The sequence below is a fragment of the Polaromonas sp. P4_F9 genome (assembly GCF_056401235.1).
In genome coordinates this window covers 166500-182438 of sequence record NZ_JBFUJT010000008.1, presented here as the reverse complement: position 1 = coordinate 182438, position 15939 = coordinate 166500, and the positions used below count along the sequence as shown (strand labels likewise).

Genomic DNA, 15939 nt, shown 5'->3' with positions numbered 1-15939 from the left:
GTGCCGATCACCACGCCGAGCTCGACTTCCCAGTCGGTCTTGACCGAGCCCTTGGGCAGCATGACCGGATCGTTGGGCCCCTGAATGCAGCTGGTGGCCTTCATGAACACGACGGGTTCGGCGGGAATCGGCAAGCCGGACTCGGCCGCGTGGTCGGCGTAGTTCAGCCCGATGGCGATGAACTTGCCGACACCGCTGACCGGGCAGCCCATGCGCGGCGAACCCTTGACCAGCGGCAGCTTGTCGGCTTTCAGCTTGCGGAGTTTGGCCAGCGCGGCATCGCCGAGCTGATCGGGACCGATGTCCTTGATCACACCGCTCAAGTCGCGCAGCTTGCCTTCGGCATCAATGAGTCCGGGCTTTTCCTTGCCCGGGTTGCCATAACGAACGAGTTTCATGGTGCGTCCTTTGTACTTAGCCTGCGGATGGCATATACAGTATTCAATACTGTATGGCGCGACTCGATCCGCCATCCACAGCGATGGCCTGCCCAGTGATAGCACCGGCTAACTCGCCGCATAAAAAGACAGCTAGATTCGCCATGTCCTCGGGCTGTATGAAGCGGCCAATGGGAATTTCCTTCAGTCGTAGAGCTATTACCTGCTCGATACTCATGCTTTCCAAGGTGGCCCACTTCTCCAGGGCTGATTCCAGGCGCGGCGTCCAGGTATAGCCGGGGTGAATCGCGTTGACGGTAACACCGGACGAACCGACCTGTTCCGCAAGATGCTTGGTCAAGTTTGTGATGCCAGCATTGACCACACCATTGGTCATTCGGTAAGCACTGACGTCGCGGGCCGTGATGCCGGCGATGTTGATGATGCGCCCCCAGTTCTGCGATTTCATATGAGGCAAGACTGCCCTGATGCAGCGGATATAGCCCATGAGCTTCACATCAATGTGATGGCGCCACTCTTCGTCAGACAGGGCATCAAAGGAGTTTTGGCTTGAACTGACAGCGTTGTTGACAAGGATATCGATACGCCCAAAATGCGAATGCGCCGCCTCGACCAGTCTTTCGATATCCTGGAGGATGCAGACGTCAGCGGAAACAGTCAGCACCTCGAGTCCTTTGGATTCGAGCGATGTTCTGGCTTCGTCCAGACCTTGTGAATGACGTGCGCAAATCACCAGTCTGGCTCCGGCCGCGCCCAATTGGCTGGCCATGGCGTAGCCGATGCCCTTGCTGCCGCCCGTGACGAGCGCCACACGATTTTGAAGGTTTAAATTCATGATGATTTCTAATGGAAGGCGGTTTGGTTGATGGACAGACGCTCGACGAGTTGCATGTCCAGGACAGGCCAATACCCCGCCGGCAAAACAATATCGCCGTCGGCGAATAAAAGCGGGTTTTGAAAGAGGCGGTCCTGGGTTTTCAGGAAGCCATTGAATTCGCCCGCATTGCCAATGTATGAATGGGCAACGCATGCCTCCATCCAGCAACCTATTTCCGAGGCAACCCCGTTGCCAAGCACGCGGTGCATACCATGCTGAGTGATGCGGAGAAGGTCATCCACCAGGGAACTTAGTCCTCCCGATTTCACGAGTTTGAGCTTGATGTATTGAGCCGCTTGAAGTTCGGCAGCCCTGTCGATGTCAGAAGACAGATAGATGGATTCGTCCAACATCATTGGTACGGGACTGACTCGGGCAACTTGCACCGCCGCATCCCAGTTGGAGTCCTGGCAAGGCTGCTCGAAGAGTTCGATCGCGTGTGGAGACATTCGCCTGACGAAGTCCAGGGCTTGTTCGGGCCGATATCCCTGATTTCCATCGAGGCGAAGTGAGGCCCGATCGCCCACTTGAGACTGAATCCAGGCCAGACGCTGTAAATCCTTGTTCACGTCAAACCCCACCTTGACCTTGAGCGTTTTAAAACCACTCGCCAGAAGCCGATCGACTTCCGCTTGTACCAAGGCTTGGGGTTTTGAGTTGACCGGTGCGAGCAAGGGGACACGTATCGTTTCGTGGTGTGCACCAAGGACAGGATGGGATTGCGCCATTTCGACAGCAGAAACCATTGCGGCCACCGCATGAGAGTGCAATGCGCGGTGACTCAGCCATTGGCTGATTGCCTGCTCGCCGGTCAACCCGATCGACTGCCTGGCCTGATGCGCGCAAAAGTCCCATCCGCCTTGGCGCGTCTCATGGGTATACCCTTCGACAATGGCCGCCTCACCAAAACCCAGGGCACCATCAGAGGTGGTGACGATAACCAGCAAAGTGTCCAGCGCGGTGAGTGTGGCAATCGAAGTCGGGTACGGTTCTTTGAACGGCATGCGCAAGTCATGCAGTTGTATTTTTTCAATGATGGACAAAGTCAGCCCCGCAAGTAAAGAAAATGAGGTCGCCCTTAACGGGCCGCTGCCCCGAAGTAAATGGCGCCTCTCAGTTGACCTGCTTGAGTTGTTTGAGCAATTGCGTGTCGTTGCGAGCCTGCTCCGCCAACATCTCGGCCATCGCCGCGCGACTGATTGTTCCGTCTATCGTTCCCGTCTCGCGCAGATATTTCTGAAAACGAGTTGAGATAACGCCAGACTTGACCATGGCGTAGCTGCGTTCAATGACGTCGTGCGGCGTTCCCTTCTTGATGAAGAATYCCCGCCAGTGGTACTTGACCAGGTCGATGCCCATTTCCTTGAGAGTAGGCACATCGGGGAGCTGGGGTAACCGCGCCTCGCCGGTTTGGGCAAGAATTTTGGTGCGGGGCGTGAAGGTGGCCGCCACGCTGACATTGCTGAGCGCGCCTTCGATTTGGTCGCTGGCCACAGCAACAATGGCCTTGCCTCCGCTGTCATAAGGAATCCAGCTGAAATCGCCATGCACCCGCTGGCTCAATTGCATCATGACCAGCTGGAACGGCCCTCCAATGGCGTAGCCGCCAATGCGCACGTGATCTTTTTTGGTGCGCATCTCTTCGGCGAAGGCGGCGAAGTCTTTGAATCGCTGTGGCAAGGCATATAGGGCAAAGGGATCGAGCTGAACCCTGTAAAGAGGCTCAAAATCAGTCCACTCATGCAAATGGCCAGGGAGCTGAAGAATGGACGTAATCCCTGTCCCTTCGGCCAACAGGGTGTTGCCATCAGCGGGGGCCTGCTTGAGCGCACTCATGGCGATTTGCCCTGAAGCGCCCGGTTTGGCTTCCACGATGACGGTGCGGCCCGACGCCTTGCTCATCTCATCCGCCAAGACACGCAGCATCACATCTTGCGGCGCTCCCGGGTTAGAGCCATGAACGATTCGAACGATGGGCTGCTGCCCCCAGGAAGCGGCAGAAAAACCAATCATCAGACCAAGAGTCAAGAATTGACGTCGTATGCGATTAACCATGAGCTTGTCCCCTTATGAGTTTTCTGTAGTGAGCATGCAATGATGTTTTGCCACAAAAAGATTAACGTGACGCGATTTGTGTTCGCAACATGAGACGTCGCGTACTGGGGTCAAAAGAGTCGCGTTTGTGCAGAGTGCAACTGTTGTCCCACATCACCATGTCACCGACCGACCAAACCTGTGTCCAGGTGAAGCGCTCTTGCGTTGCATGCGCCCAAAGCTGGTCTAGCAGTGCTTCGCTCTCTTCAAGTGAAAGCCCCTTGATATAGGCATTACGACGCCGTCCCAGCATCAAGCATGGAAGACCGGTTTCGGCGTGGGCGATGACTAGCGGATGAACAGCGCCCAAAGTCTGGCGTGGATCGGTATTGTCAACGAAACCCAGTCGTAACTCACCAGCGCTGTTACGGCTGGCATCGTGCACGCAACTAAGGCTTTGAATGCGTTTTTTGAGGTCCGTCGGCAGCGTTTCGTAAGCCATGAACATGTTGGCGAAATGCGTATTGCCACCAGTGGGCGGAACTTCCTTGGCCAACAGGCACGCCCCTTTGGGCGGAATCTCGTTGTAGGTCATGTCCGCATGCCAGACCGCTTCGCCATCTCCCAGCGCGCCCATGGGTTTTCCGCCGACTTGAACGTTTGAGATCACGGTAATTTCACTCGGCAATTCATCGTATTCCTTGCTCATGGCGTAGCTCGCGGTGGGCCGCTTGTCCAGCGCGCCAAAGTAGCTGGAGAAGGCCGTCTGGTGCGCCATCGTGATGTGATTCTGGTTCGGAAATCGCAGTACCAAATGTTGCTGCCAAGCCTCGCGGATTGTCGTGATTTGAGCCTCGGATAGAGGCTGTGCCAAATCAATGCCCCGAATGTCGGCGCCCAGAGCTTTCCCAGAAGGGATAACCTGAATCGTGCGAACAGCTTCTGCGGTAGTGAGCATCGGTGTCTCCTGTGAGTGTGATGTTGGTCCTCAGGTTAAGAGAGTTGTATTTATCAGTCAATTTTCATTAATCTATAGATTCATAAAAAAAATGAATATGTAGTTCGACGCTTCGGGTCATCAAGATCTGGATGGCATCTGATCTCAGCTTGGCCACGCGGCCCTGAAGTCTCACTCGCTGTTGACGCCGACCGAAAATTGCCCACTTAGAGCGAGAAGTGCTGATCCAGAATTGACTAGGGTGTTCCATCGTCCTGCTGATTAATTCAGCAGGTACCAAAAGGTGATCACCATGGACGTAATGGGCAAGGTAAGACGCTTAAAACTACACGACAAACGCTCCACCAGTGCGATTGCGAGGGCCACAGGCCTGTCACGCAATACCGTCAAGAAGCGGCTCAAGGCTCCTGGCGACATAGCACCAAAGTACGTGAGGGAAGCCCCTGAGGGCAAGCCCTCCCCCTACAAGGATGTGCTGGGCCAGGCATTGAAAAGACGGATATACACCGTCCAAAGAGGGGCGGCGCAGCGGCAAGGCCCTGTCGGCGGGGGTACTGACGGCTGGTGGCCTGTACCAGTTTTCCGCCCCAAAGCGCGTACGCGCCGCCCGGGTATCGGGGCGGCGGGCTTCATGCTTGGCATGCGCCACGGCGCTTTCTGTGTGGGGTGTTGCGGGCTGCCGATGGCCTTGCTATTCGTCGGCGGCATCATGAACCTGATCTGGATTGCCGCGCCGACGCTCTTTGTGTTGGTCGAGAAGCTGATGCCGGCCGGGGCTGCGTTCGGCAGGGTATCGGGAGCACTCATGATTCTCTGGGCGGGTGCGGCCCTTCTTCCTTCTTGTTTGAAACCCAGAGACACTTTCGAAGAAGCGGGAGCCATACACGGCGGCTACATGATGGGGCGCTGTGGTTGCAATTTCCATGCTTCAGGACCTGCGCGCACGCTTGGATGACCGACTGCTTTTCGGCAACCCAATGCGAGAACGGTAGGGCGGCAATGGGCCCGCTGCTGGCGGTGACGAACGACTGCAGGCTAGCAAGCCAAATTCTGAAATTGAGCATCCAGAAAACAGCCAGTGGGCAATACCCACAAACGCTGCTTTGCTGCCGATCGACACCCTGGGCTGAGCATGTCTCTACGACTTTAATAACAAGTCAGGGCACAACCCTCAATCCTTGTTTTGCTGGAGAGAGTCGCCCGTGGCGTCTACAGCCAGCCAGGACGCACGCTCATCGACCACCGCTCACTGGCGAGGTGGCGCCCACGCCCCAACTTCCCGCTCAAGGGCGCGCTGCTGTTTTCGCTCTGGCAAGTGACGATGCAATCGAGGACGTCATGCCCTTTCCGAGAACGCTGAGCGACGGCTCGCGGGGTGACTGACTTCGCATAGCTGGCCCGGCGGCACTCGTCGAATCACCCCATCCGCGGCACTACGGGCGGCGCTGTTCTTCTTCAGCCCGCCGGCGTTGCTCCTCAGCTCTTTTCGCCTCGCTCGCCGCCTCTCGCCTGTCGGCTGCCCGGCCCGCCTCGGGGCGTTGCCGCCGGCCAGACGTATCCCCAACAGCGGCTGGTGGTGACGCGGGCGCGGCGGCAGGGCCGCTCGCCCGGGGCGGTGCAACTGCGCCACCGACAGACGGACGGTTATCGGGCGGCAGGGGGCGGCTTTGGGCCGGCGGGACGGGCACGGGCTCTGGCTTCAATGGTTCCGTGGGCCTTTGTACAGTCGCGGGTGCGCGGCGCGCGCGCTCCTCTTCCGCTGAGGGGCCCGCAGGCACATTGCGAGGTGCGAGCCCAGGCAGACGCGCGGGCCTTGCTTCTTCCGCGGGCTTGGTGGCGTCAGGGACTGGTGCTGCAGGGACCGGTGCTGCAGGCGTGGCCGCCGGCGGGGATCCAGGCCGGGGCACTTCGGGTCGCTGTGGGAATCCGGGCTGGCGCGCGCGCTCCTCTTGCGCCGAAGGGCCTGCGGGCACATTGCGAGGTGCGATCGCCGGCGGACGCGCGGGGCGCGCTTCTTCCGCGGGCTTGGCGGCGTCAGGAACTGGTGCGGCAGGGACTGGTGCTGCAGGCGTGGCCGCCGGCTGGGATCCAGGCCGGGGCAGTTCGGATCGCTGTGGGGGTCCGGGCTGGCGCGACCGCTCATCTTCCGCCGACGGCTTGCGCTCGGCACTGCCTGCTCCAGGCGACACAGACGGCACAGGCGTTCCCGGCATACCTGGCCGCGCGCTGCGAGGCTCGGTAGATGGCGCTGGCACGGGGGCTTGAGCCGCAGCCGGCCGCGTTCTCTCCGACGCGGCGGCACCCGGCGGCTTGGGCGGAGGTGGCAACGCTGCTGACTGGGGCGGCGTCACAATCGTTACCGCAGCAGCAGCCGGGGGCGCCACGGCGGGTCTCAGGGCATTCACGGCTGCCGCGTCAAGCGGTTTCCCGGGATTGGCCGCGAGGGCACTCTGCCGGCTTGCAAACGACGTTGGTGCCGGCGGCGGGGCGGTCTTGGCGACCACGGGTCGAGCTGCCGCTGGCTCCGGTGGCTTCGCACTCGGCGCAGCCGCGCCCAGGACACTGGTGCGCACGGGCGCCAGAGGCGCAACCGCCATCACAGGCGAACTGGCCACCTTGTCCTGCGTCACACGCACCGCCTCTCGCGCGACCGGTCTGGACTGCACGAAGGCCGTGGTGGGAACGGCGACCACCGCTCCGGGCACCTGCTGGTTGACGTAGACCACATTGGTCACATTCGTGTTGTTGTACACGTTCGTGATGTTCGTCGTGTTGATGATGGTGTTGCTGGTGTTGACGCTGGTGAAATATTCGCGACTGACAGGATAGGATGGCCGGTAGACGTCGCGCGGCCCGAGCGGAAACCACGCCACCGCGCCACCGCCGCCAAGGTTGAGCGAGATGCTGAAGTTGCTGCCGCTGACAAAGGCGACCAGTGCCGGCGCGTAGACAGGCCGGGCCGCGACCGGCCCAGGCACCCAGCCCCATGCGCCGCCGATGTTGGCCCAGCGGCCGTAGTGCGACGGCGCGAATCCCCAGGGCGCGTCATCCACCCAGGTCCAGCCCCAGGGTTCGACCCAGGCCCAGTGCCCGTCGCGATACGGTGCCCAACCGACGGCGACACGCGTGGGTGTCCACACGTGACCGTAGCCCGTCACCTCCCGCCACGTTCCGTATTCGTCCAGGTCCTCGTAGCCGATCAGGTCGCGCGAAACGTAGCGCGCGGATGCCGAGTTCTCCCAGCGCTGGTCACGCGCGCTGGACCAGCGGTCGAAGTCATCGGCAGGAGCCAGCGCGAAGCTGTCGTAGTCGCGCAGGCCGGTGCCAAAGAACTCAAAGCCCTGGCCTGCCCTGATGACAAAGGCCCGCCCCTCGCCATAAACCTCGGCCTCGCCGACCCGGACCACCACGACAGTCGAATCACCGTTGGGATCGACGTGAATGCGATAGCTGCCGGGGCTGCGGAGGGAATAGGCGAGATTCGGCGTGTTTATTTCGAAGGCGTGATTGCGGTCGAATCGCCAGATGCGGATGTTCAGGGTGCCCTGCGTCAACTGGACTTGCGCAATGCGGTCATCGACGTTCAGCAAGGTCACGCTGGTGTGGGAGCCCATGCGGATCGCGGCGCCGCCCAGTTGCAGTTCGCTGCGCGAACCGGCATCGACCCACAACCTGTCGCCCGTGATCAAGGGCCGATTGACAGCCGCGCGGACCCAGTCGTTTTCGCCACTGGGTGAAAAGCTCACGGCGCCACTGACATGGGCCAGCCGTGCCACACGCGATGGCGGGTCGGCATACGCCCATCCACTCAGCGCGAAGGCGCAGAGGCCCAGAACAAAAGTGCCTAAGAGTTTGCGCAGCGATAGCCTGTCCATGATGACTCCCTGTTGGAGGGTTTGCGTTCGACTGAAATGCGCCCTGCGATCGCGGTAGCACTGAGGAAGTGTCCTTGGTTGGACGAGGGCCTGTTCACACAATGCGAAGTCAATGCTGCTGAGGTAAATGGTGAGGGTTTCACGGCCAGGCCGCTGTAGGACGGTGCCGGATTACGGGGAAAGCCTTTGAGCCAATCCAGCGGTTGTAGCTCAATGGGGCCGTGCTGGCCAGCTGCAAGCCCCGTCACCGGCATCCCACGCACACGCAGACCTGGACAGCCGCATTCGGGTTCCTTTGGGAACTCGCGCATACCGCAAATTCGCGGTTCCCATGCCTGCAAGACATATCTGCTAGTGCCAATGACGCCTAGTCGCTGGCGCAGCGCTGCTCGAGAATAAAAACCAGCCCATCTGGAGAAAAAAATGACGAAGAGACAAATTAGTGCGGCCACTGCGCGTTCTGTCGCAGTAGCTGTGACCGCGCAGACGGTCAGTTCGGTGAATGTGCACGGGATTCATCGATAAGGCCGCACGCTCGTAAAACAGCGCCCCCATGCTTAGGCCCCTCCCCGGGCAGCACCGTGGCCCTCGCAAGCGGCGTGGCGCCCGAGAGCCGCTGGGTCATCCACGGCACCGAAAACCCGGGGACAGGCTTGCGCGCCACTTTCAACCTGGAGCCCAGGCTCGGCATGGGCACGCGGACTTCCGCAAATGCCGTGCCTGATGCAGCGCAATTCCAGTCACTGATCGATGCGGAACCCGTCAGGCGGACCGCCGCAGTCAGGGGGTTTGCTGGGGTTTGGCGCCGCTGCCGATTGAGACGGGTTTTATTTTTTCAAGGAAGGCAAACATATGTTGAACAGACGAGAGGTCCTCGCGAGCCTGGCAGTTGGGCCTCTGGCCATCACGGGTGTGGCAGCCCAGAGCGCATTCCCCCACAAGCCGTTGCGCATCATCGTGCCGTTCACACCGGGCGGGTCGAGCGACGTTCTCGCGCGCGCGATCGGGCTCGAGCTCGGCAAGGCGCTCAACCAGCCGGTCGTGATCGAGAACGTGCCCGGGGCGGGGGGCTCACTCGGCGCGGAGAAGGCGGCGAGGTCCCCTGCCGACGGCTACACGCTGCTGATGGGGCACGTCGGCACGCTGGCCATCAACCCTTCCCTCTACCCCAGGTTGGGGTACGACCCGCAACGCAGCTTCACGCCGGTGGCGTGGATCGCGCGCGTTCCCAATGTGCTGGTGGTGAACGCGTCGGTCCCGGCGCAAAACCTCAAGGAACTCCTCGCGCTGGCGAAGGCCCGGCCCGGCCAGCTGGCATACGGCTCCGGCGGAAACGGCAGCGCGGCGCACACCACGATGGAATACCTGAAGATGCAGACGGGCACTTCCTTCCTGCATATTCCCTATCGCGGAACGGGCCCTTCGGTGACCGACCTGCTCGCGGGACAGGTGCAGGTGCTCTTCACCGGCATCCCCGCGCTGCTTCCCCACATCAAGTCGGGAAAGATGCGCGCCCTCGCCGTCTCGAGTCCCAGGCGCCTCGCGCTCCTTCCGGAGGTGCCCACGGTGACCGAAAGCGGCGTCGCCGGTACGAAGGGCTTCGAAGCGGACCAGTGGTATGGACTGGTGACGCCTGCGGGCACCCCGGCCGACGTGGTGTCGCTCCTCAACCAGCACGTGAACAACGCCCTGGCCTCCGAGGCCGTCCGCTCGCGCCTGGCAGCCGAAGGCGCCGAGGCGACACCGGTTTCGCCCCAGGTGTTCGGGCAGCTCATCGCGAAGGAAATCCCCCGCTGGGAGCGGGTGATCAAAAACGCTCACATCACCCTGGACTGAAAACATCCGAGAGGACACTGCAGATGAAAACCATTTTGCGCCTGCTGATCGCCGGCGTCTTCGCCGCTGCATTGCCCGCATCCTGGGCCCAGGCGCCTGCCGGGAAGACGGAAGTGCTCTGGCTTGGCCAATCGGCGTTTCGCATCACCACGCCTGGTGGCAAGGTCATCGTGACCGATCCCTGGTTGAAGCTCAATCCGCTCACGCCGCCCGAGTACAAGAATCTGGAGGCGCTGGGCAAGGTGGACATCATCCTCGTCACCCACGGCCACTTCGACCACTTCGCGGATGCACCCGCGCTGGCGCTGCTGAACCAGGTGCCGATGCACGCACCCGGAGACATGAACCAGACCGTCGGGCTGCTCGGCATCCTGCCGCCCAACCTGGCGCCTCGCTTCAACAAGGGCGGAACCATCACGCCCGCCGCAGGCATCAATGTCACGGCTGTGCGCGCCGACCATTCCTCGGTGATCGTGTGGAAGAACGCGGCCACGGGCAAGGACGAGGCGCATCCCGGGGGCGAACCCGTCGGTTTCATCATCGAGCTGGAGAACGGCTTTCGCATCTACCACATGGGCGACACCGGCCTGTTCGGCGACATGAAGTTCATTGCCGACTACTACAAGCCTGACCTGGTGCTCATGCCCATTGGCGGCCATTTCACCATGGGGCCTTCGGATGCAGCGTATGCCACGCGCGAGTGGCTGAAGCCGCGGTTCGTGATCCCGATGCACTACGGCGCGAACCCCCTTGGACGCGGCACGCAGGAGGAGTTCTCGCGCGCGCTCGGCAAAAGCACGACCCATGTGCTGCCGCTCAAACCTGGCGAGAAGGCGACTTTCTGATGCCCGGATGCAGATCCATAAACACCATAAGCCCCGTAAACCCCATGAAAACCATGACCACCATGAATACCTTGAGACGACGAACCCTCATCACGGTCACCGCGGGCGCGATCCTGCCCGCCTGGAGCCTGGCGCAGTCCTTCCCCTCCAAAACGATCCGCATCGTCGTGCCGTTTGGGCCCGGCGGCATCGCCGATCTGACGGCCCGCACCATCGCGCAAAAGCTCGGCGAAAACCTGCGCCAGAGTGTGATCGTGGAGAACAAGCCCGGTGCCGGTGGCGTCGTGGCCGGTGAGATGGTGGCCAAGGTGGAGCCGGACGGTCACGTGCTGCTGCTCATGAGCAACGGCACAGCCGTCAGCGCCGGCATATTCCAGTCCCTGCCCTTCGACGCGCAGAAGGACTTCGAACCGGTGGGGACGCTGGGCTTTTTCGACCTTGCCGTGCTGACAACCACCGACAGCCGCTTCAAGAGCATGAAGGACTTGCTCGCGTACGCCAAGGCGAACCCAGGCAAGCTGAACGTGGCCACCATCAACGTCGGCAGCACGCAGCATCTCTCTGCGGAATTGCTGAAGACGAGCGCGGGTATGGATTTTCAGGTCGTACCTTTCAATGGTTCGCCTGCGGTGCTCACCGCGTTGCGCGGTGGGCAGGTCGACGCGGCGGTGGAGATCCTGGGTCCCATGCTTTCCCAGATCTCCGCGAAGGCGGTGCGGCCGCTGGCCGTGATGGGGGCGCAGCGAGCGTCAGCCTTGCCCGATGTGCCGACGATGGCGCAGAGCGGCGTGCCTGGTTTCGACGTCGCCTCCTGGAATGCGCTGGCGGCGCCAGCGCGCACGCCGCCGCAGGTGATCGCCATGCTCAATCGGGAAGTGAACAAGGTCCTTGCCGATCCCGGTGTGCRCAAACAGCTCGCCGGGCTGAATGTCACGCCCCGGGGAGGCACGCCCGAGCAGCTGCGTGATCTGCTGGCGTCCGAGATCCGTCGATGGTCAGACGTGATCGTGCGCGCCAAGGTGCCACGTCAATAACCCCCAACCCTTTTACAAGTCCAATAAACGAGGAGACAAAAATGAAAATGAAAATGAAAATGAAGATGAAGATGAAGATGAAGATGAAAAAACTGGCCGCTGCCGCCGGCCTTTGCGCGGGCTTTTCAGCGATGGCGCAAACCAGCAGCGTCACGCTGTACGGCATCATTGATACATCGGTGCGCTTGCAGACAGGGCTCACGAGCACGTATGCGCGCTCCCCGCTGAACACGACGACGGTGGCCAGCGGCGTCGGTCCGACCAGCCGCTGGGGCCTGCGCGGGTCCGAGGACCTGGGCGGCGGCCTGCGGGCGCTCTTCAACGTGGAATCCGGCATCAACGTCGACACGGGCACGTCCGCCAACGCCACCACGTTCTTCGATCGCGCATCCATCATTGGGTTAAGTGGCAGCTGGGGCACCGTGACGGCCGGCCGCCAGAACACACTGGTCGCAGATTCCGTCGGCGTGGTCGATCCGATTGGCCTGCGCTTTGCCGGTCTGAACCCCAACATTCAAGTGACCAGTCTCACGGGGCACCAGCTGGGCATCGAGTTCGGCACCACGAACTCCACCGGTTCATCCAACCGCGTCAACAACTCCGTCAAGTATTCAATGCCTTTCGGGCCTGTGGTGGCGCGCGCCATGTACAGCTTTGGCGAGACGGCAGGGGACACTTCGAAGCAGAACTCGACCGGTCTGGGGCTGGACTACATTAGCAGCGCATTCTCTGCCACCGGCGCTTACACCCAGTTCAGGGACGCGAACAACCGTGAACTGCGGGCCGCTAACCTGGGCGCCAGCTGGCTTGCACTGCCCTCGCTGCGCGTGATGGCCAACGCCGGCTACAACCGGGGTGAAACGTCGGCGACGGCGGTGACCCGGAATCGGCTGCTCTCCGCCGGCGCCAATTACGCGATCACGCCCGCCGTGGACGTGCTTGCAGGCTACTACAAGGTGGACCGCAGCAGAACCGCGCAGGCGGACGACGGTTTCAATCGCCTCCTTGCCTTCATGGAGTACAAGTTCTCCCGGCGCAGCAGGGTGTTCCTGGAGCTCGACACGACGAACTGGAAAGGCAATTACCTGGGCGCCGGCAACAAGTCCACATCGAACGGCGTGAGCGTCGGCATCAGGCATTCCTTCTGACCCGCAGGCGCCTCATGCTCCGCCCTGGTGGTTTCGTTCGTTCCCGCCGGCGTCTGCTGGCGGCTGTGCTGGCCGTCGGTGCCTCTCTCGGCGGCTGCGCAACCGCTCCGGTGCCGGGGGTGCCCGCTGCCGCGCGTGAAACGCTTGCGCCGACGGGGACGCTGCGCGTCGCAGTCTATCCCGGCAGTCCCACGTCGCTGGTGGAACAGGCACCGCCTGAGAGCATGCGGGGAGTCAGCGTCGACCTCGGCCGCTCCCTTGCGGCCCGCCTCGGTGTGCCCGCGCAGATCGCTGTCTATCCGCGTCTTGCGGAGGCACTGGCGGCGCTGCAGCGGGGGGATGCCGATCTCACGGTCACCAACGCAACGGCCGAGCGTGCGCGTGTGGTGGATTTCGCTCCCACGCTGGTGGACCTGGAACTCGGTGTGCTGGTGCCCTCCGCGCCGCGCGTCACGGCGATCGAGCGACTGGACCAGCCAGGTGTGACCGTTGGCGTCAGCCAGGGCAGCTCCTCGGAGCGGGTGCTCGGAGGTCGCCTGAAGGAGGCGAAGCTGCGTAGCTTCCCGACGCTGGAGGCCGCACGCTCCGCGCTGCAGGCTCGGGAGATCGACGCATTTGCCACCAACAAGGGCATCTTGTTCGAGCTGGCCCAACGGGTGCCTGGCGCGCGCGTGCTCGAGGGCGGCTGGGGCAGCGAGCATCTCGCCCCCGCCATACCCAAGGGCCGTGCCGGCGGCATGCCGTACCTGCGGACCTTCACCGAGGAAGTCCGGCGCAACGGCGAACTCGATCGCGCCATCATGCGTGCCGGTCTGCGTGGCACGGTACCCCCGGCACAGTAGCTACGGGCTTGCGGGCTGCGCCATGGGGCCACCCGCACAGTTCGCCAGGAGCCATCCAGCGAACGCAAGCCCGCTTCTTCGGTCTGATGGCTTTTCCAGATCAAAAACGCCCGGCAGGCCCGGGCCTGGAGTCAACCGCCGCGTGAACCGCCCTTGTCCAGGGTCTCCATATTGCTGTAGATGCGGCGAAGCATGTCACGCAGCAGATCGACTTGTGTCGCGCTGATACCTGAGAGTGCAACCCGGTCATACAGTTGGGCCAGAGGAATGATGCGTTGCGCCAGCGCATCCCCCTCCGGGGTCAAGCTGAGCGCCAAGGCCCGCGCATCGTCCCCCGATCTCTCCCGGATAAGCAGCCCACGCTGCAGCAGCCCATCCACGGTCCGAGAGAGCGTCGAGGGTTCGGCGGACGTATGTGCCGCCAGCTCCGCCAGTCGCTGGTGCGGCTGGTGATGAAGGGCGGCGCAGACCCGCCACTCGGTGAGCGACAAACCGAAGGGCTTCAGTTCTTTGCCGAAGGCCTGACCCATGCGCATACCTGCACGCGCAAGTAAATAAGGGATGGCGCGCTCAAGGTCGTGATCAATGAAATTAATTGCCGTTGCAGCATCGTTTTGCGTACGCTTGCGACCTGTGGCGCGAGACGGAGGCGACCGTAACATCTCTGCGCTTATCCCGGTATTTTCCTTCTTCATGCAATCATGATAGCAGGCGACCGGAGGGGTGGATCAGGGAAATTACCTAGGTTTTATTATTTGCATTTGCAAGTTAATATGGATCTAATTAACTTCCATGTAGAAGTTTTTGTAAGGACTTTGGAGACACCATGAACCGACTGGCAAACTCAGATTCACTCCCCATGCAGGCGCCCGGCCGTATCAGCCCGGTGCCTGGGGCCCCGTCACTCAGGAACATCGTCGGGGCTGCGCAAGAGCTTGTCCCCGTGCTTCGGCAAAAGGCGCTGGCCACCGAGCAATCGCGGCGGGTATCCGGGGAGGTCACAGAACTCTTCCACGCGGCGGGGTTCTTCAAACTGATGCAGCCGGCGCAGTTCGGCGGCTATGAATATGGCTTCACCGCTTTCATTGACGTGATCAGCGAACTCGGCAAGGGGTGTACGTCCTCGGCCTGGGGCTGCTCCCTCGGCGCCATCCACCAGTGGCTGCTTGGAACGTTTCCGGCACAGGCCCAAAAGGATGTGTGGGGCGAAAATCCCAGCGCCATCATTTGCGGCTCCTATGCACCTGCGACCACGGCGGAACGGGTGGATGGCGGATACCTCGTGAGCGGCCACTGGAAGTTCGCTTCCAATGTGGACAACTCGCAGTGGGCCTTGCTGGGGGTGCACTTTCCGCCGGAAGAAAAAGGGCGCCCTCCGAGCGCCGGGTTCCTGCTCGCGCCCCGTTCGGACTGGACCATCGAGGACAACTGGCATGTGGCCGGCCAGGCCGGAACCGGTTCGAAGACCGTGGTCATCGAAAAGCCCACCTTCATTCCGGAACACAGGCGTCTCACCTTCGCCGAGGCATCTTCCAACGCCCCGCCCGGCACCGAAGTCAACAAGAACCCCATCTACCGCATACCGTTCCTGTCGGCCGTGCCGGTCTGCCTGGTATCGCCCCTGCTTGGGACGGCACAGGGCGCGGTCGACGCTTTTGTCGACCTGTGCGGGACGCGGGTGACCCGCGGCGCGGTCGCCGGCGGCGGCAACCAGCTGAGCCAGTTCTTTCCCGTGCAGTCCCGCCTCGCCGAAGCCGCTGCCGCGGTCGATGCGGCCAGGCTGCTACTGTACCGCGACACCGCGGAGGTGGAGCAGATCGCGGCGCAAGGGGAAGTGATCAGCGTCGAAAAACGGATCCGCAATCGCCGCGACCATGCGTTCGCGGCGCGCCTGTCGCACAGCGCGGTGGAAGCTCTCTTCGCCAGCGTAGGCGGGGCTGGACTCGCGCTGGACCAGCCTATTCAGCGCATGTGGCGCGACGCCAATGCCATTTCCAGGCACATCAGCCTGAACTGGGACGCAGTGTCGTCCATGGTCGGGCAGCACATGCTGGGGCTCGAGCCCAAAGGCCAGTACTGATATGGCCCCCAC

13 protein-coding genes and 1 pseudogene are annotated in these 15939 nt (G+C 62.0%); 7 read left to right on the top strand and 7 right to left on the bottom strand.

Features of this window, described 5'->3' with window-relative positions:
- The 5 genes from AC1DUB_RS09610 to AC1DUB_RS09590 form a co-directional block, all read right to left on the bottom strand.
- On the bottom strand, positions 1–398 hold a 398-nt coding region (locus tag AC1DUB_RS09610; RefSeq protein ID WP_477729364.1), incomplete at its 3' end, for a fumarylacetoacetate hydrolase family protein.
- Positions 399–441: 43 nt separating this feature from the next.
- Entirely contained in the window at positions 442–1233 is a 792-nt protein-coding gene (locus tag AC1DUB_RS09605; RefSeq protein ID WP_477729363.1) for an SDR family NAD(P)-dependent oxidoreductase, read from the bottom strand.
- Between the two features lie 8 nt (positions 1234–1241).
- Positions 1242–2318 (bottom strand): mandelate racemase/muconate lactonizing enzyme family protein, encoded by a 1077-nt coding sequence (locus AC1DUB_RS09600; protein WP_477729362.1) that lies wholly within the window; start codon positions 2316–2318, stop codon positions 1242–1244.
- 70 nt (positions 2319–2388) lie between these two features.
- A complete protein-coding gene (locus tag AC1DUB_RS09595) occupies positions 2389–3330 on the bottom strand; it encodes a Bug family tripartite tricarboxylate transporter substrate binding protein (protein ID WP_477729361.1) in 942 nt (313 codons plus the stop codon).
- 61 nt (positions 3331–3391) lie between these two features.
- Positions 3392–4267, bottom strand: coding sequence for a TauD/TfdA dioxygenase family protein (locus tag AC1DUB_RS09590; protein ID WP_477729360.1), 876 nt, complete (start codon positions 4265–4267; stop codon positions 3392–3394).
- A gap of 539 nt (positions 4268–4806) precedes the next feature.
- On the opposite strand from AC1DUB_RS09590, the pseudogene AC1DUB_RS09585 reads away from it, so the two are divergent.
- Positions 4807–5102 (top strand): annotated as a pseudogene (locus AC1DUB_RS09585) (copper chaperone); the annotation flags it as partial.
- Between the two features lie 598 nt (positions 5103–5700).
- Here the strand turns inward: AC1DUB_RS09585 and AC1DUB_RS09580 are convergent.
- The gene (locus AC1DUB_RS09580; protein ID WP_477729359.1) at positions 5701–8142 is read right to left on the bottom strand and encodes a DUF6600 domain-containing protein; all 2442 of its coding nucleotides are present in this window, start codon (positions 8140–8142) and stop codon (positions 5701–5703) included.
- 852 nt (positions 8143–8994) lie between these two features.
- Between AC1DUB_RS09580 and AC1DUB_RS09575 the strand changes: the two genes are divergently transcribed.
- The 5 genes from AC1DUB_RS09575 to AC1DUB_RS09555 all read left to right on the top strand — a co-directional run bounded on the left by AC1DUB_RS09575 (position 8995) and on the right by AC1DUB_RS09555 (position 13847).
- Complete coding sequence (locus AC1DUB_RS09575) at positions 8995–9978, top strand: Bug family tripartite tricarboxylate transporter substrate binding protein (RefSeq protein ID WP_477729358.1); 984 nt, start codon at positions 8995–8997, stop codon at positions 9976–9978.
- A 23-nt stretch (positions 9979–10001) separates the two neighbouring features.
- Entirely contained in the window at positions 10002–10823 is an 822-nt protein-coding gene (locus AC1DUB_RS09570; protein WP_477729357.1) for a metal-dependent hydrolase, read from the top strand.
- Positions 10824–10867: 44 nt separating this feature from the next.
- Positions 10868–11857 carry a Bug family tripartite tricarboxylate transporter substrate binding protein gene (locus AC1DUB_RS09565; protein WP_477729356.1) on the top strand — a complete coding sequence of 330 codons (990 nt, stop codon included), beginning with the start codon at positions 10868–10870 and terminating at the stop codon, positions 11855–11857.
- Positions 11858–11934: 77 nt separating this feature from the next.
- A complete protein-coding gene (locus tag AC1DUB_RS09560) occupies positions 11935–13005 on the top strand; it encodes a porin (RefSeq protein WP_477729370.1) in 1071 nt (356 codons plus the stop codon).
- 14 nt (positions 13006–13019) lie between these two features.
- Entirely contained in the window at positions 13020–13847 is an 828-nt protein-coding gene (locus AC1DUB_RS09555; RefSeq protein ID WP_477729355.1) for a transporter substrate-binding domain-containing protein, read from the top strand.
- A 131-nt stretch (positions 13848–13978) separates the two neighbouring features.
- Here AC1DUB_RS09555 and AC1DUB_RS09550 read toward each other — a convergent pair whose 3' ends face one another.
- Complete coding sequence (locus AC1DUB_RS09550) at positions 13979–14542, bottom strand: MarR family winged helix-turn-helix transcriptional regulator (protein WP_477729354.1); 564 nt, start codon at positions 14540–14542, stop codon at positions 13979–13981.
- A 131-nt stretch (positions 14543–14673) separates the two neighbouring features.
- On the opposite strand from AC1DUB_RS09550, the gene AC1DUB_RS09545 reads away from it, so the two are divergent.
- Positions 14674–15927: an acyl-CoA dehydrogenase family protein gene (locus tag AC1DUB_RS09545; RefSeq protein WP_477729353.1), complete on the top strand. Its 1254-nt coding sequence runs from the start codon at positions 14674–14676 to the stop codon at positions 15925–15927.
- The last annotated feature ends 12 nt before the right edge of the window (positions 15928–15939 follow it).